Genomic DNA, 22,182 nt, shown 5'->3' with positions numbered 1-22,182 from the left:
TAAATTTACTTTACAATTGCACCGTTTTCTAGATTTTGATCAACACTCGCTACTGAAAGTACCCCATTTTTCTCTCCTGCAAGAATCATCCCTTGGGATAATTCTCCACGAAGCTTCACAGGTTTTAAATTTGCGACTACGATTACTTTTTTCCCGATCAGCTCTTCAGGTTTGTAAAATTCCGCGATGCCTGAAATGACTTGGCGCTTTTCAAATCCAAGATCAAGTTGGAGCTTCAGAAGTTTATCGGCCTTTTTAACAGGCTCACAATGTATGACTTCCGCGACACGCAATTCTACTTTCATAAAATCATCGATTGTAATTTCTGGAAGGTGCTCCTCTTCTTCCTCTGTTTTTTGTTCTTCGGCAGGTGCTGATCCGCCTTGCATTTGATTTTTGATATAGTTTATTTCTTCCTCCATATCTAGACGCGGGAAAATCGGCTCACCTTTTTCAACGACGGAAGTGCCTTCAGGAATGGAGCCAAATGTCTCCAAACTTTCCCAAGAAGAAAATTGTTCATTTGTAATATTTAATTGAAGAAGGATTTTATTCGGAGTTTCAGTTAAAAATGGTTTTAATAAAATCGATACTCTTCTTAAAGATTCTGCAAGATGAACCATGACACTGCCCAATTCTTTGCGCTTTCCTTCATCTTTCGCTAAAACCCATGGCTGAGTTTCATCGATATATTTATTCGTCCTGCTAATTAACTGCCAAACAGCGGTAAGAGCGACGGAATACTCCATATTCTCCATTGCTTCTTCATATTGTGTAATCGTTTCTTTATTTACTTTTTGTAAATCATCATCAAATGGAGTGATAGAGCCTTCGTAAGTTGGAATGTTTCCATCAAAATATTTATTGATCATCGCGACAGTTCGATTTAATAGATTTCCTAAATCATTCGCCAAATCAAAATTGATTCTTTCGACAAAGCCTTCCGGCGTAAACACTCCATCTGCTCCAAATGGAACCTCACGCAATAAATAGTAACGGAGAGCATCAAGTCCATAACGATCAATGAGTGTAACAGGATCAACTACATTTCCTTTTGATTTAGACATTTTTCCATCTTTCATGAGGAGCCAGCCATGAGCAAATACTTTTTTAGGCAATGGCAAATCTAATGCCATCAACATAATTGGCCAATAAATCGTATGGAAACGAACAATTTCCTTTCCGACAAGATGGACGTCAGCTGGCCAATATTTTACATACTTAGAATCATCTTCTGTTCCATAGCCAAGCGCTGTAATATAGTTTGTCAGTGCATCAATCCAAACATAAATGACATGCTTTGGATTCCCTGGAACCTTAATGCCCCAATCAAATGTAGTCCTAGACACAGCCAAGTCTTCCAATCCCGGCTTAATAAAATTATTGATCATTTCATTTTTACGAGACTCCGGCTGGATAAATTGAGGGTTTTCCTCATAATATTTCAAAAGACGATCGACATATTTACTCATTTTGAAGAAATATGATTCTTCCTTCACCTTTTCTACTGGGCGGCCGCAATCAGGACAATTTCCATTTTCGAGTTGACGCTCAGTGAAGAAAGATTCACATGGCGTACAATACCAACCTTCATAAACATCTAAATAAATATCCCCTTGGTCGAGAAGTCGTTTGAAAATTTTCTCTACCACTTGTTTATGTCGAGGTTCAGTTGTCCGAATAAAGTCATCATATGAAATATCGAGTTTTTTCCACAAGTCCTGTATGCCGCTGACAATTTCATCCACGTAAGCTTGCGGAGTTAAACCACTCTCTTCCGCCTTTTGTTGGATTTTTTGCCCATGTTCATCTGTTCCAGTCAAATACATGACATCGTATCCACGCATTCTCTTATAACGAGCCATTGCATCTCCTGCTACGGTTGTGTAGGCGTGACCTATATGTAAATTTCCGCTCGGATAATAGATCGGGGTTGTTATATAAAATGTTTTTAATTTTTCCTTCATTAAAGTTCCCCTCCATCATTTTTCTTGATTTTGGATGTCTAGGTCCAGGTGTTACGCCCTGGTGACGACATCTTATGGGCCTGTAAGTCGATGAACAGGCGCTTGTCCAGTTCCAGGCGCCAGCCCCTCGAGGTCAAATAACCTGAGTCAATAAAGTCAAAGAGCGACTTTTTTTCCACAGAACATTTGCTTGTCGGAGGCCCGCTGGATGCAGGTCAGGTAGGCGTTGCAACAGGACGTTGCTACCTTAGCCTTCCTTCTTTATCCAGGCGCCTTCCGCTTTTCTTCCTATATACGCATGATTACCTCTTATATCATCAAAATATACGTGAAAATTAGTATTTACGCAACTTAAGCATGTCAGTTTTTTTATTTGACTAAGAAGTTATCATTGTTTACATTATACAATTATGGAAAGACACTTACTTGTATAGCGCAAACCTATCAAAAAGCATGTCACCTCTAGCTTTCTGATTGACTTTAAATGGAAGAACTGCTATGATAAAGAAAGAAGAACTTTGTCGAAAAATGACGATAAATATTAAAATAGACATCGATTTAATTATGGGGAGGAACAAAAGATTATGAAGTCCACTGGTATTGTCCGTAAAGTTGATGAACTTGGCCGTGTAGTAATTCCTATCGAACTTCGACGTACTTTAGGAATTGGCGAAAAAGATGCGTTAGAAATTTATGTCGATGACGATAAAATCATCTTGAAAAAATACAAACCTAGCATGACATGCCATATTACAGGTAATGTTTCAGAAGATAATGTCGTATTAGCAGGCGGAAAACTAGTACTTAGCCGCGAAGGTGCCGATGAGCTAATTAAAGAAATCGGAAATGCCTTTAAAAAATAAACAGTAAAGCCAGCTCTATATGTGAGCTGGCTTTTTTAATATATTCATAGTATGTTGTTCTAACGCTTTTCTAAGATCGTCCAATAAGTCCTCGACATCCTCAAGACCAACCGAAATTCGTATTAGTCCATCCTCGATTCCAAGCTCTAATCTTCTTTCGCGAGGGATGGAAGCATGTGTCATTAGTGCAGGAATCGAAATTAAACTTTCCACTGCCCCTAAGCTTTCAGCAAGGGTAAAATACTGGACCTTATTCAATACATCCAAAGCTGTTTCTTCACTTTCTACTGTAAAAGAAATCATTCCACCAAATCCACCAGCTTGTTTTTTATGAATATCATGGCCAGGATGCTGTTCAAAACCGGGATAATATACTTTCCCGACTGAAGGATGTTCTGCTAGAAAGGATGCTATCGCGTTTGTATTTGCTTCGATTTCTTCCATCCTTACTCCTAGCGTTTTGATTCCTCGCATTAAAAGCCAGCTATCTTGTGGTCCAAGCACACCGCCTGTCGAATTTTGAATAAAGTGTAGTTCTTCTCCCAATTTTTCGTTTGCGACAACGACAAGCCCTGCCACTACATCACTATGTCCTCCAAGATATTTGGTTGCACTATGAAGCACAATATCAGCACCTAACGATATCGGAGTTTGCCAATAAGGAGTACTAAACGTATTGTCGACAATGAGTAATAGTTCTCGTTCTTTAGCAATTGCACTGACTGCTTGCAAATCTGTTATTTTTAATAAAGGATTTGTCGGTGTTTCAATATAAATTGCTTTTGTATTTGGTAAAATGCTTTTTTCGATTTCCTCTAAATCAGTCGTATCCACAAATGATACGTCAATTCCGAAACGGTTGAATACTTTCGTCATGACTCTAAATGTTCCACCATACACATCATCCGTAATAACGAGATGGTCACCTGCAGAGAATAGCTGGACAACAGCTGTAATGGCTGCCATACCTGAGCCAAACGCAAATCCTCTCGTTCCCTCTTCAATATCGGCAATTAACTTTTCCAACGCTTCCCTTGTCGGATTTCCAGTTCTCGCATATTCATATTTAAAATTGCCGACTCCATCTTGCTTGAATGTGCTAGCTTGATAGATAGGAATAGAAACAGCTCCCGTATATGGATCCCTGCCAACGCCTCCGTGGATCAGTTTTGTTTTCTTTTTCAACGATCCTCACCTCCATCATAAATATGACTGCTTATATACCGCTCACTACTATCAGGAAAAATCGTTACGATATTCGTACCCGCTCTTGCTTTTCTTGCTTCTTTTAATGAGGCTGCTAGAGCCGCGCCTGATGAGCTTCCTACTAATAATCCTTCCAATTTTGCTGCCTCTTTAAGAGTATCGAAGGCTTCCCTGTCGGATATTGTATAGATTTCATCGAAGAAGGATTTGTCCATAAAAGGCGGAATAAATTCCATCCCGATTCCTTCTGTACGATGAGAACCGGGCTCCCCTCCATTTAAAATCGATCCTTCGGGTTCAACGATTACACATTTTACTTTGCTATTCCGCTCTTTCAAATAGGAAGCGGTTCCCATAAATGTTCCTCCAGATCCCGCTCCAGCAACAAATATATCAATTTTCCCATCCAAAGCTTCATACAATTCAGGACCCATCGTTTCATAATACGCAGCAGGATTATTGGGGTTCTGAAATTGCCCTGGATAAAAAGCGTCTGGAATCTCTGCTAAAAGCTCCTTCGCTTTTTGAATCGCACCTTCCATTCCAAGTTCAGTCGGCGTATTGATCACTTCTGCTCCGAGTGCCCGCATTAATGTTTGCTTTTCCTGGCTAAATTTCTTTGGTGTAACAAAAATTGCTTTTACACCAAATTTAATTGCTGCGAGTGCAAGACCAATACCGGTATTCCCTGCAGTTGGTTCGATAATGGTGCCGCCTTTTTGTAGATGCCCCTCTTGAATCGCTCGCTCAAGCAAAAAATGTCCAAGTCGATCCTTTACACTTCCCCCAGGATTGAAATATTCCAACTTTGCAAATAGCTTCACTCCTTCAGGAAGTGGAAAGGACGTTAATTCTAATAACGGCGTATTCCCTACTAATTCATGAATACTCCTTGCATATTTCATGTTAGAAAACTTCCGTCCATTCGCTTCGACGAGAGAGCATTTTTTCAGCAATTTCCTTTGCTCCTTCTAGACTATGGCTTGCTGCCCATCCGCACTGAACTTCATTGCAAGCTGGAACTTCTGTTGCTGTCAGTACATCTTTTAACGTCTTCTCTACTAAAGAGAATATTTCGTCGTAGTCATCATGATTTACGACTGATAAATAAAAGCCTGTTTGGCATCCCATTGGGCTAATGTCGACAATCTTATCTGAATAATTCCTGCTAAATTCTGCCATCATATGTTCCAATGAATGTAATGCCGGCATTTCCATATGCTCTTTATTCGGTTGACAAAAACGTATATCATATTTGCGAATTTCATCTCCGTTGTATCCCGTTTTTACACCTGCAAGTCGAATATAAGGTGCTTTTACCTTTGTATGATCTAAATTGAAACTTTCCACGTTCATCTTTTTTTCTACAGTCATTCTGATTCTCTCCTTTGTTTAGTTGCTTCGATTAACCATACGAATGCATTTTTTGGCGTAAAAGTAACCGTAAAACCGTTTCGTTCGAAAAGCCCCTTCATAATCGGAATTGTTGTATAATATTCTGTTCGCAAGTCATTTGCCAAGCGGTTAAATCCACTAGTCTCGGCTTTTTGAATCATATTACTTTTAGCATCTTCATCTTCAAATACTGTATCGGCAAATACAACTTTACCATCGTCGTTAAGAATAGAATGATACTTTCGTATCGCTATCTCTTTTTCCTCATCTGTTAGATGGTGAAAGGCGTAAGTGCTAACAAACGTGTCGACCGATTGAAAGGGGTGTGTGAACGTAAGAAAATCTCCATGTAAAATCTTAACTTCCGGTAATTTTTGCTTTGCTATTTTCCGCATTCCAGAAGAAGGTTCGATTCCACACACTTTTTTCCCGCTTTTCACTAACAATTCGGTTAGATTACCTGTACCCACACCAAATTCAATGACATTCCCTGTTGCTTTATCGACTACCTCTTCTAATATATGAAAATAGTTGCGAAAAACTTCATTGTATTCTGGATCATGCCCCGTAACCGTTTCATCATAAGAATCAGACCACTCATCAAATAAGGCCGTAAAGTCGGTGGACATTTTTTATCCTCCTTTTCGGATAAAATTACTCGGAATTATTTTTATTATTTAATTTATCACTTGTTGCCTAAAATAGCAATCGGAAAAAAGACTTATACGAAGAAGTCATTAAGAGAATAATCTTCATTACTTCCGCCCAGAGCACCCGCTTTCAGCAGAAAGCAAATCTTATCCTAAGAAATTGGATAATGGGGGAAAAATGGTAAATAAACACTTGGATTTCATATAGAAACACATCAGTATTAACAAACTAAAAAAACTTGGATTTTTAGTCCAAGCTTTTTTGTAGTATATGTTTAGGTTTTGTCTTCTTCAACAAAAGCATCCTTAAATCTTCACAAACTTAATACAGGGATGCAGCACGTTCATCAACAAAGAAAAAGAGTTTTTCTTCTTAGGCCTTTGTTTGACAAAAGATAAAATGATCATCGTGATTCCAAACGTGCAGATGATCTGCACGGTATCCTCGCAGCCACAACTCGCCTTTAATTTTTCTAAGATAAAAGCCTTTTGGAAATTCAACGTCTTCAGATAGTATCCCCGACGATATTGTGATGGAGCCTGATGGAGCTTGATGTCGCTGTAAAGAATTCCCCGAATAACCTTCAGGCTGGTCCAGATATTCTAGTCTTAAATAAGGTCCCAGCTCAAGCGGACACAATTCCAAACCAAGTTCGTTCGCTTTTTTAAAGATCTGAGCTGTAGTAGCTCCAATAGGAAAGCCAAGGTTCCCAACGGTTAGCTCTACGGTCTGAAGATTGTACTTTTTACCAGAAGTCGTAAATTTATCATGAGCTAATAGCCTCTCTCCATACTCATTTATCAAGATATAGTATTGTTGCAATTTTTGGATAAGTTGCGATTTCGTGAGTCCCCCAACCTCTATTTTTCTAGTAATAACTGAACAATCAGGGTATATTTTTTCATTTTCAAAAAGCAATCGTAGTCATTCCTAACATATAGTATATAAACGGAAAAAAATGAATGGATTCATTTAAACACCCTTGGACTACCCGCAACTTATTGTTTGTTTTAAAGTGGAGGATTCCAAAGAACATGAATCTTTTGATTCTTTATGAATTAGGCGCTTCCTGGAGCAAATGCGTCTAATTAAATCTGAACGTATTCAGCCATTACAATATTTGAATATACCCCTCTGTTCCATGCACGCGAATTCGTTGCCCATCTTTAATCAGTTTGGTTGCATTTTCCACCCCGACAACTGCTGGTAAGCCATATTCACGTGCGATAACTGCTCCATGGGTCATCAATCCACCAACTTCGGTGACTAGGCCTTTTATGGATACAAACAATGGTGTCCAGCTAGGGTCAGTAAAGGAGGTGACTAATATATCTCCATCTCCTAGATCAGCATCTTCCATGTTTAAGATGACACGTGCTCTTCCCTCTATTACTCCGGAAGAAACAGGCAGACCTACAATCGCTTCGGCTGGGAGATTTTCACGTTTGTACTGACCTGCAATAATTTCACCATCAGATGTGATAACACGTGGCGGAGTTAGTTTTTCATATAATTGGTACTCGTCTTTTCGTTTGCTAATGTCTTCGTAATCCAGTTTCTTTGTGCGTACGACTTCGTGAAGTTCTTCAAAAGTGAGATAGTATATATCTTCTTTTTCATGAATAACGTTGTCTTGTACGAGTTGTTCGGCTTCTTGCAGTAATGCCTGCTTATAAACATAGTAGCGATTAATCATACCGTATTTTGGATATTCCCTAAACCCACTGAAATTCCGGATTAGGCTGATCATTCGTTTTGTTTCTTTGGCTTTTTGTTCGCCATCCGGTAATTGCTCCAATCGAACTAATAGCTCTTGTTCTTTTTCCAAAGCAACACGCTGCCCCTGCTCAAATTTCCGATTGCTGGCATTTGGCTCAAAGTTTTTGATGTTACCTAGAATCATGGGAACTAGTGTAGCTGGTTTTTCGCTCCAACGATTTTTAGTAATATCGATTTCTCCACTACATCGCATTCCGAATTTGTTGAGAAAAGCATAGATAGCGTCTTGGGCTTCCCGTCCACCATCAAACTTAACCAGGTCATCCAAAAAGTTATCATCTTGTACATGTTGTAAATACTCAATTACTTCGGGATAAGGACGAATCACATCGGCGACATCCAATAGCGCCAGACCCATATCAGAAGTAATATTGTTTGGTACAGATTGAGAAAGCGTATCTGCTACGTTTTTTTCACCTAGCCACTCGTTCATTTTTTCATTGATCCATAATGAAGCATTCATAGCAGCCATAATCACACCCAAACTTTGTGGGTCAAATAAAATCTTCTTTAATTGCTGGATATCTTCTAGAATAAAATCAAATAAATCTGTTCCTGATTTCGATTGGATGTTTTGTTTTAACTCTTCGATCGATGTTTGACTACTCTTAATCAAATCAGAAACGATTGTCGGATCAATATCGATTTGTGTTTGAAAATCGGCAGGCGACACACCTTTATTGCTTTTACCGGGACTCGGTTCTTTTTTATCATTTGGTAACGATTTTATGAAATCTCCTCGCTCTATGATGGCCATGAGTGCGTCTTTTATGAGTGGATCGTGTTGTCCCATGGTATTCAATAAAGTTTCTCTGCTCACAGCTGAAGCTAGCATGGGTGTAACATCAACAAACAATCTTCCACCGGCTTTACGCATGGGTGCAGGAGTCGTTAATAGGAAAAAAGACAATCCCAATGGTTTCATGGGATCGGTCATCATTTGTTGGTGACCGACAGATACGTAAACGTGATTTTCTTGGGTTTCACCTGCTTCAGGAATCGGGAATAAAGTCGTGATTGGCCGACTCTGGACAGTATAAAATGTATCATCAACCAAACACCATTCAATATCTTGTGGGGAACCAAAATAAGCCTCGATCTGTCTTCCGATACGAGCCAGTTGTAAAATTTGCTGGTCAGTAAGTGTTTGATTCTTTTGCTGATCAGGATCGATCTGCTTTGTCTCTGTTCCACCTTCTTTTCGTCCATATATAGCCAATTTTTTGGTTGCTATCATCTTATTGACGATTTCCCCTTCCTGTACTTTATAACAATCGGGAGATACCAAGCCAGAGACGAGTGCTTCTCCAAGTCCAAAACTAGCATCGATTGATAGCAGCTTTCGGTTAGAGGTAATCGGATCAGCGGTAAATAATATCCCTGATGCCTGTGGAAAAACCATCCTTTGAACGATAACGGATAAATAAACTTGACTGTGGTCAAATCCATTTTGCATTCGGTAGATTACCGCACGATCCGTAAATAGGGAAGCCCAACATTTGCTGATATGCTGCAAGATGGCTTCTTTGCCGATGATATTTAAATAGGTGTCTTGTTGACCGGCAAAAGAAGCATGTGGCAAGTCTTCAGCAGTTGCACTAGAACGTACTGCATAAGCATGTTCTTCACCAAACTGGGAGAGATAGTGAGTAACTGCTTTCACAACATCGGACGGAATTTCTACTTCCATAATGATTTGTCGAATCTTCCTGCTGATTTCACCAATTTGATCTCGCTCTTCTACTTTTAGCATGGTTAGTCGATCCAACAAAGCATGGTACGTTTCGTTTTGTTCAATGGCTTTTTGATATCCAACTGTTGTAACACAAAACCCCTCTGGTACTTGTATTCCTTCAATTTTTGATAATTCCCCTAAATTTAACCCTTTTCCGCCAACGAGCCAAAGCTGTGTTTTTTCCATTTCCTTAAAACTGAGAACCAAGGAGCTCATTCTATTACCCTCCAAGAAACCATATTTAAGTTCTCTAACTGGCTTTCTTTAATAGTCGATTCTGTGGTGAAATGTTTCACTTTCTGTAAAGAAAATTCGTTCATGAGTTCATCAAACTCTCCCGAAATAATGTTCCCAGTCAGCAACATGTGATCACTCCTAAACCATAAGGTTATTTTCTGTTAGTTTAACCCAATGTTAAATCCATATGAAGACTACTGCCATCAAGTTGAAGAACAATATTTGGCCTAATTAATAAAAGACTTATTTAAGGATAGCACCCTTTAATGGAATAACTAACATATAGACTAGCTTACCGGTTTATTACAGTATATTTATTTACAATCATACAGGTAGTTTTGTATAGGACGCTACCCCTTTTATGACATAGAAATAGCTGCCGCCCAGAGCTATTTCTACTAATGGAAGTCTACTTGCATTATTACTTTCACTCTCAAATCCCTACTAAAAAAAGAGCGCATACTCATAAACATACTGCATAATTAACACCCATCGATGCCGCAAGCCATTCCTTCTGCCATTAAATAGAGTTTTTGTTTGTTTATTTCTTCATAAATAATTTGTTTCAGGTTTTCATTTGAACGAAAACCCGCTGCAACTGTATCGCCAATAATAAAAGTAGGAACAGCTGTAATATTCGGTTCATAATAAGCTTGTTGCAAAGCTTTTTGGTGTTCTTCCCGATAAGTTCAGTTCTCATAAGCCATAGCCATTGCACGCCCCTTAAATGCGCCCGTTCGTTGAACAAATTTGTTATTGACGTGGTGCAAGTAACATCACCGAAACACCTATTAAACATATTCCAGCACCAATCCAATCATATAAATCAGGGGTTTTTTTATCAATGCCCCATCCCCATAGGACAGATAGAACAACAAATACCCCACCGTAAGCAGCATAAACTCTACCGAATGATGGAAAAGTTTGAAAGGTGGCAAACACACCGTATAAAGCTAACGCTATTCCACCACCAATTCCCCAGTAAAAAGGCTTTCCTTCTCTTAACCATAACCAAATCAAATAGCCTCCACCTATTTCAGCTATTCCTGCAAGAATAAACAAAACGATTGCACTAAAAATGTAAACCACTTCCTAAAACTTTAATGTATATGTAGATTATAGTTTTGTTTAAAATCTTATTCCAGATAATGGCCCATTCATAATGAAAAGCGCCATTAATCAATAATGGCGCCCAATCGTAAATTTCGGATATTTTTATTAAAAAATACTAATCTAAGTGGTATGCCTGATAAACTTCCCGTTTTGGCAGATTGCGGTCTTTCGCCGTTTCTTTAATCGCCTCTTTTGAGGAAAGGCTTTTTTCATCGATATAATGCTGAACATGTTCCTTTATATCCATTGAAAGCCACCATTCTGACTCTTCCTCATGTTCATACATTTCGCTGCTTCCCTCTATAATTAAACAAAATTCTCCACGAACTTCCTCTTCATCTGCCCAACAAATAGCTTCTTCCAAAGTTCCTCGTATAAACTCCTCGAACTTTTTAGTCAGTTCCCGACAAAGGACGATGTTTCGGTTTCCTAAAATATCATGCATTAATTTCAGAGTTTCTTTTAAACGATGAGGTGCTTCATAAAAAATGAGAGCTGCGTGTTGTTTTTTTAATCCTTCTAATTCTTGCTTTTTCTCTTTTTTTCCTCTCGATAAAAAACCATAAAAATAAAAAGGCTGTGGTTTAATTCCGGAAGCAATTAAAGCCGTCAAGGCAGCATTCGCACCTGGTAAAGAGACAACTGTAATGCCCGCTCGAATCGCTTCTGCAGCAAGTTCGTAACCAGGGTCAGATATGCAGGGCATACCAGCATCGCTTACTAAAGCAACCGTCTCTCCTATTTCTAAACGCCTAATCAGTTCCTTTCCGCTGCTTTCTTTATTATGTTCATGGTAACTGATTAAAGGCGTACTAATCTCAAAATAATTGCATAGTTTTTTCGTATTCCTCGTATCCTCTGCAGCAATGACATCCGCTTCTTTCATAATCCGAATCGCCCTGAATGTCATATCCTCAAGATTTCCAATTGGAGTCGGAACCAAATACAGAATTCCTTTTTCGGTTTTACTAAAACTTTTCTGAATTTGCATCCCACTCACCTGCTTCGCTTAAAAATTGTTCTTTTTTCTTTCTCGGCAATCGTTTAAACGCATATTCCGCACGGAGCGCTTCACTTTTGCTTTCATATTTTGCAGCATAAATCATCTTCACAGGATTCCGCACCCTCGTATATTTGGCACCCTTCCCGCTATTATGCTGGGCAAGCCTGCGAGAGAGATCGATCGTGTAACCGCCATAATAAGAGCCATCATTACACTCCAATACGTAGAAATAATGTTCATTCGTTTCCATATAAAATGTCTCTCACTTCATCCGTATATTCATTTTCTTCATTATAGACGAAAAGCGGCGACAGTACCTTCAACCCGGCACTTCCATCCTTAATTCCTTCAACTAAAATCGTATTTGCTTCTTTTCCTGCCTTCGGATAGACAAATCGAAGTCTTTTCGGCTCCAAGCGGTATTCCCTCATTAATGTTAAAATGTCCATTAATCGTTCAGGTCTATGTACAAATGCCGCTTTCCCGCCTTGTCTAAGAAGCTGGCTGCTCGTCTTAACGGCATCTTCCAGTGTACAAAGAATTTCATGGCGGGCGATCGCTAAATGTTCATTCGCATTAATCACCTCTGTAGTTGGAGACAAAAAATACGGAGGATTACATGTTACGACATCGAAACGATCATGTCCTAATCTTTTTGGCATATCTTTTATATCGCCATGAATCATTTCAATTCTGTCTTCTAAATGGTTATAAGAAATACTCCGCGTCGCCATATCATATAGCCTTTCTTGGATCTCAACCCCAATAATCTTCGCTTTCGTTCTTGGACTAAGCAGAAGAGGAATAACACCATTCCCGCTGCACAGGTCAATAATATTCCCTTTTTGAATCGGCAAATACGTAAAGCGAGCCAATAAAACAGCATCCAACGAAAAAGCAAACACAGACGGACTTTGAATAATCCTTAAATTTTCTGCCAACAAATAATCTAAACGTTCATCTTCATAAAGATTTACCATTACGCACTCTCCAAATAGAAAAGCGGAAGTGCCTTGCAGCAGGACTTCACATAAGCTTTTCATAACTAATACAATTAATTTCCTATTTTTAAATAAAAGAACCCTCCTCAATATAAGAGGAAGGCTTAGCATTGTATTATTTTTTATTCAAAAAAGATAAACAAAACAAACAATCTTCGTCACGACGGGGGCTGCCAAAGTGGACATTGCAAATATGGAAGCCTTCTTGATAGAGCCTTGCCAAATTATCATAGCCTTCGCCAATTTCAGAAATCTTTTCGTACACACTTTTTCCCGGAGTATTTCCTTGATCAGATGAGGTATCTGATTCTGGAGTTTCTTTTTCCATAGCCTTGCGCAAATGGTCATTTTCAAGTTTCAAAACGTGGTTTTCTTCAATTAGCTTAGCAAGATGTTGCTTTAGTTCTCCAAGCTGTTGATATAAATGTCCAATTTGCATTTCCATGCTGCTAACTGAATCGAAGAACTCCTTTTTATCCATGACTTACACCTCATTATTCCCTAGCCGGGATAGATGTTGCACTTTCACTAGAAATATCTTCAAGTGTGTATTCCAATATGCGCTCTTGCTCTGGCAATTCTACTTGAATCAAGCGCTCTAATATATTTAACCCAATGACCTTCCCCGATCCATCAGGTGTATTAATATCATCACCAACATCCGGCAATTCTGCCTTCGCTGCCTCATATTCATCATTTTCGTATTTTAGACAACACATCAGTCTTCCACAAAGACCGGATATTTTAGTAGGATTTAGGGATAAATTTTGATCTTTCGCCATTTTAATTGAAACAGGCTCAAAATCTCCTAAAAACGTGGAACAGCAAAGCATACGGCCACAAGGACCAATTCCACCTAACATTTTCGCTTCATCCCTTACGCCAATTTGTCTTAGCTCAATTCTCGTCCTAAAAATCGCCGCTAAGTCCTTTACGAGATCGCGAAAATCTATTCTACCATCTGCTGTAAAATAAAAAATGACTTTATTTCGATCAAATGTATATTCGACATCTACAAGTTTCATATCAAGGTCATGTTCGATAATTTTCTCGTTACAAACTTGATATGCCTCTTCTGCCGCGATTTTATTTTCTTCAACATTTAATTGATCCTTTTGATCTGCCATCCGCACCACTTTTTTAAGTGGAAGAACGACATCATGATCATGTACTTGCTTTTTATCCGTAACGGCTTTACCGTATTCAATGCCACGGGCCGTTTCCACGATGACAAAGTCATTCTTGCGGATTGGAAAATCGCCTGGATCAAAATAATATATTTTACCGGCTTTTTTAAACCGGACACCTACAACATTATACACAAGAAGGTCCCCCCTGCAAACTTAGCAAAAGCTGTTCCATCAAAAGATGGGGATTCATATTTGCATTTAATTTCCGTTTGGCTTCCAAAATTGCACTCATTTGTTCAGACAGCCTTCTTGAAGAGGTTTGCAACGCATCCGCTGCAAATTTTTCCCGCCAATCGGGATAGACAAGCTGTTCTTCTTTCCCTAATTGAATATAAAGTAAATCTTTATATATAAGAAGCAAAAGATTTAATCCCAAATCTATTTGTGCTTTTTCTTTAAAATGGTGTATCCATTCATCCTGAAGAGAAGTCATGGCGTAAAGTGTCCCCTTCTTCTGGACTTCATATAAGTTTAACACTATTTTTCTTGCTTGTGCAAACCAATCATCACCATCCAACTCTAAAGCTTCCTGTAAATGATTAGTAATGGCGGCTAAAAGAGGGGCTTTTATGTTATTTATTCCAGCATCCTGCAGTTTTCTAGTCAACACTTCACCAGGGATCGCCTTAAAAGATACCGTTTGACAACGCGATAAAATCGTTGGAAGGATGCGTTGAGGTTGTTCTGTTACAAGAATAGCCGTTGTTTCAACATTCGGTTCTTCTAGAAACTTCAACAAGCTATTAGCTGCTGGAATGGTCATCTTTTCTGCATCTATGATGAGATATAATTTTTTCTTCGATTCTACCCCTGATTTACTAAATTCTGTTCGTAATGAACGAATTTGTTCAATTTTTATCGACAATCCGTCTGGTTCAACGATATGAATATCGGGATGGTTGCCATGTTTAATCCTTTTACAATTCACACAGTCTCCACACGGAATAAAGTTATGCTGTATATTTTCGCAGAACAAACTTGCAGCGATTAAAATGCTTGCAGCACGCTTACCTGTACCTCGTTCCCCTTCAAATAAATAGGCGTGGGCTACACGGTCCTTTTCAATGCTGCTTTTTAACATTTTCGCTGCAAACGGTTGCTCTTGTTCAAATTCCTGCCAACTCATGGCATTCATTCACTCGCTATCTTTTTAAAATAATCTATAAACAATGTAATATTGCATTAAAATTGATGAAATTGCTCGATTGGAAGAACGAATACAGTTGCTCCTCCGACAGAAACCTCTACCGGATAGGGAATGTATGAATCTGCATTGCCGCCCATTGGAGATACAGGAGCCATTAGCTGCTCACGAGATTTACAATTATCTCTAATGACTTGAAGAGCCTTATTGACCCTAACATCTTCTGTTCCAATCATAAATGTCGTGTTACCAGATTTTAAAAAGCCGCCTGTCGTTGCTAATTTCGTTGCTCGAAAATTATTCTCTACCAACGCACTCATCAAACGATTGCTGTCCTGATCTTGTACAACTGCCATTATTAATTTCATTAACATTCACCCCTCCATAATATTTGCTGCATACCTCTTATTTATTATTATATCAGCTATTCTTAGTATGTTACATCGATATTCATGAATTTTCTCACGAATTTAATGCCTATTTTAAATTTTTTGCAATTAGCTCTTCTACTAAACTTTTTGCATGAGAATAAACTGTCTCAAATGATGCACTGGCGTCTATTTCAACGATGCGATCTGGAAACATGTGTAATAGAGTTTTATACCCTTCCCTTACACGATAATGAAAATCTAGTTTTTCTAAATCCAAGCGATTGATTTCCCGCCCTTTATGTTTTTCAATTCTCTTCAATCCAACTTCAGGATCTACATCAAAATATAAAGTCTTATCGGGCATTAAATCTTGAATAGCAAACTGATTAATCGTAAATATTTCATCAATCCCTATACCTCTTGCATGCCCTTGATAAGCAAGCGAACTATCGATAAATCGATCACATAGGACGATGGCACCACGTTCCAACGCCGGAACTACTTTCTCAATTAAATGCTGTCTACGCGCTGCTGCATATAATAATGCCTCTGTCCTGCCATCCATCGTCGTATGATTTGGATCAAGTATAATTTTTCTAATTTGTTCTGAAATTTGAATCCCACCTGGTTCCCGGGTTAACACGACGTTAAACTGTTGCTCTTCCAATTCCTTTGCGAGTTTTTGAAGAATCGTAGTTTTCCCCGCTCCCTCAGGTCCTTCAAATGTAATAAATAATCCCTGCATTCTTTTCCTCCATAAGCACTGCTAGATGTGGTTTAAGTATACTATAAGAACAGCGAAAGCGCCTGTCCATCGTCGTAAAAACTTCAGGGCATTTGACTGAGATAAAAGAAACACAATGTGCCTTTTAGCGATGTACTTTGTAAAAAGTATACTCAATATTTTATACCTTCGTCCTTATCTTTCAAATAAAAACCGCAATCTTCCCTTGTTTTAATTGTGTTTCTCCTTGAAAACGAGCACCTGCTTGTAAAAGTTTTTGAAGTTGAGTAATATGTTCATCCGTAATTTTTTCGCCAGGTAAGAATAATGGAATACCCGGAGGATACGGAATAATCATTTTTGCTGCAATCCTTCCGACAGATTGATTTATGTATACCCATTCATACGGCATATTGAGCATTTCTTTATAAGAATAAGATAGTTCCACTAAATCAATAGGATTTTTCATTTCGAAAAGAATATTGTTTTCTTTAGATTTCCTTAGTGATTTTAAAGAAACCTGACGAATTCCATCGATAGCTTTCGTAAACGGAAAACTCATCCCCTGTTTTATTAATGGGAGAATAAGCAATACCTGATACGGGTCAGCCAGTTCAGGAATTACGCATACTTTTTCAAGCTGTTCCTGTAATTCAAAGCCAGATAAATTTTCATGACGGAGTATTAATTTAAGCGGATCATCACTTGTCATAACAGTGAGACCGGAAACCTCCTGCAATTTTCGGATATACAATTTTCTCTCATGAATGAAAACATCTCTATCCTCTTCTGTATAATTACCAAGATAATAACGTGCATAATCAAGCGAGGCCATAATCGGATAAGAAGGACTGCTTGATTGCAGAACATTTAAGTAAAATTCCACTTTTTGCTCATTAATTCTTTCACTATTAATATGTAAAAAAGATCCCATCGTCATCGCCGGTAATGTTTTATGAGCAGAATGAACAACGATATCTGCGCCAAGCTGAAGTGCAGATGGAGGAAATGGATTTCCTAGCTGGAAATGTGCTCCGTGAGCTTCATCTACTAGTACGACTATGTTATGTTCATGTGCAAAATCAATAATTTCCTTAATATTATAGGTTTGTCCATAATAGTCAGGGTACGTGAGTATCAATATTTTTGCATGAGGATTTTTCTCAATGGCGTACTGGATGACTTTTTGATTTGGCCCCGATGGTATCAAAAGATTTTTATTAATGTCAGGTGAAAAGAAAACAGGTTTCACTTTTGCAAGCATTAGACCATTTAATATAGATTTATGACAGTTTCGCTGCACTAAGACAGTGTCATCTTCCTGGCAAGCAGCCAAAATCATCGCTAAATTCCCTACCGTACTTCCATTGACAAGAAAGTAGCTTTTCCTAGAACGGTATAATGCTGAGAGTAGATCCTGAGCTTCCTTAATCACTTCCTGCGGATCGTGCAAATCATCTAAGCCTAAAAGCTCCGTGACATCAAACTTGGCAAAGGACTTAAAAGGGATTTCTTCACTAAATAACTCACCATTTTTATGTCCTGGGACATGGAAGGAAATTGGATTTTTTGAAATATGGTTGACTAGACTTTCGTATAGAGGCATACTCTTTTGGTGCATATAAAAACCTCTCTTACATCATTTCTTTCCTTTTATTGTACTATTTGGACTTAAAAAAAACAGGCTAACTTTTAGCCTGGGCAAATTTATGAAAATATCTTCTTTTCTGTTATCGCTTTTAATTGTTTAATATAATATTTATAAATTGGATCCTTCGTACTTGTGGCAATAATAGCTTTCTCACAATCTGTGCAAATAAAAGATGTATAAAGATGAATTCCTTGTTTATCAGTTTCTTCACAAATTATGCATTTTTCCACATCTCCACCTCCATACATATCAGTTTGCGCCGTTCCCTTTATTTGTATACACAATTTTTAACATTTTTCATATTACGAAACTCTGCAATTTAATTGTATGCATTTGGGACAGTTGCTGTGTTTGTACTGAAGGATAATACTAAAAAAGGACACGATGTGGTGCATTCACCAAATCATGTCCTTTTATTATATGTAGAATTTGCTTTTCTTTGCCCAGCTACAGCGCCTATCGACTAGCAAACTTCTTGCCCTCTTCCCTACGATAAGTGAACATCGACTCGTTCCTCGTCGTGTTTCCTTTATCTCAGTCAGAGGCCCTGAAGTTTGTACGTCGATGAGCAAGGCGCTTTCGCTTTTCTATATGGAGCCTAGCGGGATCGAACCGCTGACCTCCTGCGTGCAAAGCAGGCGCTCTCCCAGCTGAGCTAAGGCCCCGTTATCATGTGGGGTGATGGGCCTGAGTGGACTCGAACCACCGACCTCACGCTTATCAGGCGTGTGCTCTAACCAGCTGAGCTACAGGCCCACACTATAAACGACTTTTATATCCTATCATGGTTATAAATCAGTGTCAATTACTCATAAAAAAAATCCACCCCTTAATGGAGTAGATATTATAAAATCCATAATTGAATCATCGCTAAAGCTGCTACTCCTGGTATTCCCAAAAATCCAGATATAGCCGATGTGGCAAAATTAATCGGCACGAAAACCCCAAATTGATTTCCGATTGCGTTCAAAAAAAATAAAAACAATGCCCCAATCACTAGCTTCATACATGCTTGGCCAATCCACTTTAAAACCTTACCTGGTAAGCCAGCCATTAACAAGAAAATAATCAACACGCAAAGTGTAGATATGATAATAATTGACTCCAAATCCCGTCCCTCCCGGATCAATCCTTTTAATTAATTGTATGAAAGGATTGTCCGAAAAGAACTTTTTGTTATATTCCATATTTATTTATGGAGATTTTTCTTACTTTTGCTTCATGAAATAAAAAAAAGTATTTCGCTTTTGCAAGTTGGGTGAGTACTTGCAAATCATCGCTTTTTTCAAAACTCATCTTTAATAGCTGAGATTGAATCATCCAATCCTTTTTTGTTGTGTCCATCAGCTCAATTAATTGTTGATCATATTCCCTACGGAGCTTTTTCTTTTTCTTAAACACGACAGGCTCCCTCCACCTCTAGATTTCTCTTCTTCCTTCAAGTGCTTTTGAGAGGGTGACTTCATCAGCATACTCTAAGTCTCCGCCTACCGGGAGCCCATGAGCGATTCTCGTTACTTTAATTCCTGATGGTTTTAAAAGACGTGAGATATACATGGCTGTCGCTTCCCCTTCGATATTAGGGTTCGTTGCCAAAATAACCTCTTGGACTGTTTCATCTTGTAATCTTTTCAGTAAATCCGGTATGTTAATATCTTCAGGGCCGATTCCCTCCATTGGGGAAATAGAACCATGCAACACATGATATAGCCCATTGTATTCCTTCATTTTTTCCATAGCGATGACATCTTTAGGCTCTTGGACTGTACAAATCACGCTACGGTCGCGGCGTGGATCTTTGCATATATAGCAAGGATCTTGATCCGTAATATGGCCACAAACGGAACAATAGCCTAAGTCCCTTTTCGCATTGACAAGGGCCTTTGCAAAATCCAATACGGTTTCTTCCTTCATACTAAGAACAAAAAACGCCAGGCGGGCTGCTGTTTTGGGCCCAATACCCGGCAGTTTCATAAAGCTGTCGATAAGCTTTGATATCGGTTCTGGGTAATGCATCAAATGACCTCCTAAAACCCTGGAAGATTGATGCCTTTAGTAAATTGTCCCATCGTTTGATTTGTTAAATCATCTGCTTTTTTTAGCGCATCATTTGTTGCAGCTAGGACAAGATCCTGTAACATTTCAATATCTTCTGGGTCCACTACTTCTTCTTTTATATTTACTTCAATGACTTCCTTATGGCCAGATACGATAACAGTTACCATACCGCCGCCAGCCGTACCTTCAATACGCTCTTCCCCTAATTTTTCCTGTGCTTCAGCCATCTTCTTTTGCATTTTTTGCATTTGTTTCATCATACCTTGCATATTTCCCATTCCACGCATCATCTTTTATGACCTCCAAAAATAATCATTTAATTTTTAAATTCAATCAGATCAGCACCGACTAACTTCATTGCTTCAGATATTAGTGGATCTTCATGTTCTTCCTCATCTTTATTTCCATCCTGTTTTTGATTTTGTAGAAATTCTTCGCGAATTTGCATCCACTGGTCTTCTGGAACTCCAACAAATTGAAGACTTTTACCAGTAATTTCTTCAAGGATGTTTGAAGTGATGTCTAAGAACGTCTGGTTTTCCATCGCCATTTTACAATGGATTTCATATTTAAATTTTAAAATGAATCCTTTTGGTGAAGCAGCTGCTGGCTCTGCATCGTTCAACAATGCTGATTGTGAGCGCATTTGCCTGCTATTAAGCGCCTCTAGTAATTCGCCCCAATGACTCTTGACGGAATTTAAATCCTCTCTCGTCGCATCTGTTAAAATTTCTCTTACCATCCTCGTATTTACTCGGAATTCCTTCGACGCGCGAGCCGTTTTCTTAGGAGACTGAGCTTGGGACACTTCCTCCATAGCCGGGCGATTTGTTCGTAATGCTTTAAGTTCTTTTTCAAGCCCTTCTATTTTAGCATGTAATTCTTGAATTCCAACCACTTCTACTACTTTCTTTGATTCTATTTGGCATAGTTTGACTAAACATACTTCTAAGTAAATACGGGCATGGTTGGAAAATTTCATTTCTTGTTGAGTATGATTTAGTATATCAATATAGTTATATATTTGCTCCGGCTGTATTTCTTTCGCCAGATTTGTAAAATCTTCATCAAGCATGGCCCGTTCTAATGATTCCTCTAGGTTAGGAGCCGTTTTGTAAAGGAGAATATCGCGAAAATATAAAATCAAATCTTCTGCAAATCTCGCCGGATCTTTTCCTTCCAACATTAATGCCTCAAGAGCAGTCAAAGCTTCAGGAATATTTTTTTCATAAACAGCTCTGCCTATTTTGTTCAAATAATTATGAGAAACTGAACCTGTAACCGTTAGGGCGTCTTCTACCGTAACACGTTCTGTGCTGAATGAAACGGCTTGATCAAGAAGACTTAACGCATCCCTCATTCCACCGCCCGCAGATCGGGCAATTATATGCAGCGCCTTCTCTTCATATTGAAGACCCGATTCTGTAGCAATATGAGACATTCTCCCAACAATATCTTGAGCTGTTATTCGTTTAAAATCAAAGCGCTGACACCTAGAAATAATTGTTAGCGGTATTTTATGAGGCTCCGTTGTCGCCAAAATAAAAATGACGTGTTTTGGCGGTTCCTCTAATGTTTTTAATAGGGCATTAAACGCGCCAATGGAAAGCATATGCACTTCATCAATAATGTAGACCTTGTATGGGACAGCATTAGGTGCATATTTTACTTTATCGCGGATATCCCGTATTTCTTCTACTCCATTATTGGAAGCCGCATCAATTTCAATAACATCTGGAATCGAGCCATCTGTGATCCCGCGGCAAGCCGAACATTCATTGCAAGGTTCAGCAATAGGCATTCTTTCGCAATTGACTGCCTTAGCTAAAATTTTTGCCGCACTTGTTTTACCAGTACCGCGAGGGCCCGAAAACAAATACGCATGGGTCGTCTTTTGTTGGAGGAGAGCATTTTGCAGGGTTTTCGTCACATGTTCCTGACCAATCACATCCGCAAATGACTGTGGTCTCCATACTCTATATAGTGCTTGGTACACGATACTCCCCTCCTTTTTTTATCTTCCATTCTTTTCTCGTCCTTTTATTATACCTTATTCAAGGATATATTTACAAAGTGATTATCCTCACGTTTTTA

General features: G+C 38.7%; 25 protein-coding genes and 2 tRNA genes. 1 reads left to right on the top strand and 26 read right to left on the bottom strand.

The features are described 5' to 3' along the window. Nucleotides 1–5 precede the first annotated feature (5 nt). The gene (gene metG / locus KHA97_RS23495; protein WP_213127232.1) at nt 6–1,967 is read right to left on the bottom strand and encodes a methionine--tRNA ligase; all 1,962 of its coding nucleotides are present in this window, start codon (nt 1,965–1,967) and stop codon (nt 6–8) included. A 584-nt stretch (nt 1,968–2,551) separates the two neighbouring features. Between metG and KHA97_RS23490 the strand changes: the two genes are divergently transcribed. Next, nucleotides 2,552–2,830 carry an AbrB/MazE/SpoVT family DNA-binding domain-containing protein gene (locus KHA97_RS23490; RefSeq protein WP_213127231.1) on the top strand — a complete coding sequence of 93 codons (279 nt, stop codon included), beginning with the start codon at nt 2,552–2,554 and terminating at the stop codon, nt 2,828–2,830. A 15-nt stretch (nt 2,831–2,845) separates the two neighbouring features. On the opposite strand, the gene KHA97_RS23485 is transcribed toward KHA97_RS23490, so the two are convergent. From KHA97_RS23485 to dnaX, 25 genes are all read right to left on the bottom strand, one after another. Then, nucleotides 2,846–4,015, bottom strand: coding sequence for a bifunctional cystathionine gamma-lyase/homocysteine desulfhydrase (locus KHA97_RS23485; protein WP_213127230.1), 1,170 nt, complete (start codon nt 4,013–4,015; stop codon nt 2,846–2,848). Then, the gene (locus tag KHA97_RS23480; RefSeq protein ID WP_213127270.1) at nt 4,012–4,941 is read right to left on the bottom strand and encodes a PLP-dependent cysteine synthase family protein; all 930 of its coding nucleotides are present in this window, start codon (nt 4,939–4,941) and stop codon (nt 4,012–4,014) included. Before KHA97_RS23480 ends, KHA97_RS23485 begins: the two co-directional genes overlap by 4 nt. Before the next feature lies 1 nt (nt 4,942). Beyond that, nucleotides 4,943–5,410 (bottom strand): S-ribosylhomocysteine lyase, encoded by a 468-nt coding sequence (locus KHA97_RS23475; protein ID WP_213127229.1) that lies wholly within the window; start codon nt 5,408–5,410, stop codon nt 4,943–4,945. Next, complete coding sequence (locus KHA97_RS23470) at nt 5,407–6,060, bottom strand: class I SAM-dependent DNA methyltransferase (protein WP_213127228.1); 654 nt, start codon at nt 6,058–6,060, stop codon at nt 5,407–5,409. Before KHA97_RS23470 ends, KHA97_RS23475 begins: the two co-directional genes overlap by 4 nt. A 394-nt stretch (nt 6,061–6,454) precedes the next feature. Then, a complete protein-coding gene (locus KHA97_RS23465) occupies nt 6,455–7,000 on the bottom strand; it encodes a helicase (protein WP_213127227.1) in 546 nt (181 codons plus the stop codon). 193 nt (nt 7,001–7,193) lie between these two features. Next, nucleotides 7,194–9,812: a phosphoenolpyruvate synthase gene (ppsA, locus tag KHA97_RS23460; protein ID WP_213127226.1), complete on the bottom strand. Its 2,619-nt coding sequence runs from the start codon at nt 9,810–9,812 to the stop codon at nt 7,194–7,196. A 503-nt stretch (nt 9,813–10,315) separates the two neighbouring features. After that, a complete protein-coding gene (locus KHA97_RS23455; protein WP_213127225.1) occupies nt 10,316–10,495 on the bottom strand; it encodes a hypothetical protein in 180 nt (59 codons plus the stop codon). A gap of 91 nt (nt 10,496–10,586) precedes the next feature. Then, entirely contained in the window at nt 10,587–10,922 is a 336-nt protein-coding gene (locus KHA97_RS23450; protein WP_407658069.1) for a YnfA family protein, read from the bottom strand. 139 nt (nt 10,923–11,061) lie between these two features. Beyond that, nucleotides 11,062–11,937 (bottom strand): 16S rRNA (cytidine(1402)-2'-O)-methyltransferase, encoded by an 876-nt coding sequence (gene rsmI, locus KHA97_RS23445; protein WP_213127224.1) that lies wholly within the window; start codon nt 11,935–11,937, stop codon nt 11,062–11,064. Next, complete coding sequence (locus KHA97_RS23440) at nt 11,915–12,199, bottom strand: GIY-YIG nuclease family protein (RefSeq protein ID WP_213127223.1); 285 nt, start codon at nt 12,197–12,199, stop codon at nt 11,915–11,917. The genes rsmI and KHA97_RS23440 overlap by 23 nt, the downstream gene beginning before the upstream one ends. Then, complete coding sequence (locus tag KHA97_RS23435) at nt 12,186–12,929, bottom strand: tRNA1(Val) (adenine(37)-N6)-methyltransferase (protein WP_213127222.1); 744 nt, start codon at nt 12,927–12,929, stop codon at nt 12,186–12,188. Before KHA97_RS23435 ends, KHA97_RS23440 begins: the two co-directional genes overlap by 14 nt. 136 nt (nt 12,930–13,065) lie before the next feature. Beyond that, nucleotides 13,066–13,431 (bottom strand): DNA replication initiation control protein YabA, encoded by a 366-nt coding sequence (yabA, locus tag KHA97_RS23430; RefSeq protein WP_213127221.1) that lies wholly within the window; start codon nt 13,429–13,431, stop codon nt 13,066–13,068. A 13-nt stretch (nt 13,432–13,444) separates the two neighbouring features. Beyond that, a complete protein-coding gene (locus KHA97_RS23425) occupies nt 13,445–14,272 on the bottom strand; it encodes a PSP1 domain-containing protein (protein ID WP_213127220.1) in 828 nt (275 codons plus the stop codon). Continuing rightward, nucleotides 14,265–15,266, bottom strand: a complete 1,002-nt coding sequence (gene holB, locus KHA97_RS23420) for a DNA polymerase III subunit delta' (RefSeq protein WP_213127268.1) — start codon at nt 15,264–15,266, stop codon at nt 14,265–14,267. Before holB ends, KHA97_RS23425 begins: the two co-directional genes overlap by 8 nt. 56 nt (nt 15,267–15,322) lie before the next feature. Next, nucleotides 15,323–15,652 (bottom strand): cyclic-di-AMP receptor, encoded by a 330-nt coding sequence (locus tag KHA97_RS23415; RefSeq protein WP_213111928.1) that lies wholly within the window; start codon nt 15,650–15,652, stop codon nt 15,323–15,325. Between the two features lie 109 nt (nt 15,653–15,761). After that, nucleotides 15,762–16,400: a dTMP kinase gene (gene tmk, locus KHA97_RS23410; RefSeq protein ID WP_213127219.1), complete on the bottom strand. Its 639-nt coding sequence runs from the start codon at nt 16,398–16,400 to the stop codon at nt 15,762–15,764. A 181-nt stretch (nt 16,401–16,581) separates the two neighbouring features. Further along, entirely contained in the window at nt 16,582–18,000 is a 1,419-nt protein-coding gene (locus KHA97_RS23405; protein ID WP_213127218.1) for an aminotransferase class I/II-fold pyridoxal phosphate-dependent enzyme, read from the bottom strand. A gap of 86 nt (nt 18,001–18,086) precedes the next feature. Further along, on the bottom strand, nt 18,087–18,260 hold the full coding sequence (locus KHA97_RS23400) for a sigma factor G inhibitor Gin (RefSeq protein WP_407658068.1): 174 nt from the start codon (nt 18,258–18,260) through the stop codon (nt 18,087–18,089). Between the two features lie 362 nt (nt 18,261–18,622). Then, nucleotides 18,623–18,695 (bottom strand) — tRNA-Ala (locus KHA97_RS23395). A gap of 17 nt (nt 18,696–18,712) precedes the next feature. Next, nucleotides 18,713–18,786: transfer RNA gene (locus tag KHA97_RS23390), tRNA-Ile, on the bottom strand. An 88-nt stretch (nt 18,787–18,874) separates the two neighbouring features. Beyond that, entirely contained in the window at nt 18,875–19,138 is a 264-nt protein-coding gene (locus KHA97_RS23385) for a pro-sigmaK processing inhibitor BofA family protein (protein ID WP_213127216.1), read from the bottom strand. A 68-nt stretch (nt 19,139–19,206) separates the two neighbouring features. Further along, on the bottom strand, nt 19,207–19,431 hold the full coding sequence (locus KHA97_RS23380) for a YaaL family protein (RefSeq protein WP_213127215.1): 225 nt from the start codon (nt 19,429–19,431) through the stop codon (nt 19,207–19,209). Between the two features lie 18 nt (nt 19,432–19,449). Then, nucleotides 19,450–20,046: a recombination mediator RecR gene (gene recR / locus KHA97_RS23375; RefSeq protein WP_213127214.1), complete on the bottom strand. Its 597-nt coding sequence runs from the start codon at nt 20,044–20,046 to the stop codon at nt 19,450–19,452. An 11-nt stretch (nt 20,047–20,057) separates the two neighbouring features. Continuing rightward, nucleotides 20,058–20,375 (bottom strand): YbaB/EbfC family nucleoid-associated protein, encoded by a 318-nt coding sequence (locus KHA97_RS23370; RefSeq protein WP_233713763.1) that lies wholly within the window; start codon nt 20,373–20,375, stop codon nt 20,058–20,060. 29 nt (nt 20,376–20,404) lie between these two features. Continuing rightward, a complete protein-coding gene (gene dnaX, locus KHA97_RS23365; RefSeq protein ID WP_213127267.1) occupies nt 20,405–22,087 on the bottom strand; it encodes a DNA polymerase III subunit gamma/tau in 1,683 nt (560 codons plus the stop codon). Nucleotides 22,088–22,182 lie beyond the last annotated feature (95 nt).

It is taken from the genome of Lederbergia citri, assembly GCF_018343625.1.
Lineage (GTDB): Bacteria > Bacillota > Bacilli > Bacillales > Bacillaceae_C > Lederbergia > Lederbergia citri.
This window is presented reverse-complemented; position numbering and strand designations above follow the sequence as displayed.

Coding starts and splice junctions, on each gene's coding strand:
- metG (WP_213127232.1), bottom strand. CDS start 1,967: ATGAAGGAAAAATTAAAAACATTTTATATAACAACCCCGATCTATTAT.
- KHA97_RS23490 (WP_213127231.1), top strand. CDS start 2,552: ATGAAGTCCACTGGTATTGTCCGTAAAGTTGATGAACTTGGCCGTGTA.
- KHA97_RS23480 (WP_213127270.1), bottom strand. CDS start 4,941: ATGAAATATGCAAGGAGTATTCATGAATTAGTAGGGAATACGCCGTTA.
- KHA97_RS23475 (WP_213127229.1), bottom strand. CDS start 5,410: ATGACTGTAGAAAAAAAGATGAACGTGGAAAGTTTCAATTTAGATCAT.
- KHA97_RS23470 (WP_213127228.1), bottom strand. CDS start 6,060: ATGTCCACCGACTTTACGGCCTTATTTGATGAGTGGTCTGATTCTTAT.
- ppsA (WP_213127226.1), bottom strand. CDS start 9,812: ATGAGCTCCTTGGTTCTCAGTTTTAAGGAAATGGAAAAAACACAGCTT.
- rsmI (WP_213127224.1), bottom strand. CDS start 11,937: ATGCAAATTCAGAAAAGTTTTAGTAAAACCGAAAAAGGAATTCTGTAT.
- KHA97_RS23440 (WP_213127223.1), bottom strand. CDS start 12,199: ATGGAAACGAATGAACATTATTTCTACGTATTGGAGTGTAATGATGGC.
- KHA97_RS23435 (WP_213127222.1), bottom strand. CDS start 12,929: ATGGTAAATCTTTATGAAGATGAACGTTTAGATTATTTGTTGGCAGAA.
- yabA (WP_213127221.1), bottom strand. CDS start 13,431: ATGGATAAAAAGGAGTTCTTCGATTCAGTTAGCAGCATGGAAATGCAA.
- holB (WP_213127268.1), bottom strand. CDS start 15,266: ATGAGTTGGCAGGAATTTGAACAAGAGCAACCGTTTGCAGCGAAAATG.
- KHA97_RS23415 (WP_213111928.1), bottom strand. CDS start 15,652: ATGAAATTAATAATGGCAGTTGTACAAGATCAGGACAGCAATCGTTTG.
- tmk (WP_213127219.1), bottom strand. CDS start 16,400: ATGCAGGGATTATTTATTACATTTGAAGGACCTGAGGGAGCGGGGAAA.
- KHA97_RS23405 (WP_213127218.1), bottom strand. CDS start 18,000: ATGCACCAAAAGAGTATGCCTCTATACGAAAGTCTAGTCAACCATATT.
- recR (WP_213127214.1), bottom strand. CDS start 20,046: ATGCATTACCCAGAACCGATATCAAAGCTTATCGACAGCTTTATGAAA.
- KHA97_RS23370 (WP_233713763.1), bottom strand. CDS start 20,375: ATGCGTGGAATGGGAAATATGCAAGGTATGATGAAACAAATGCAAAAA.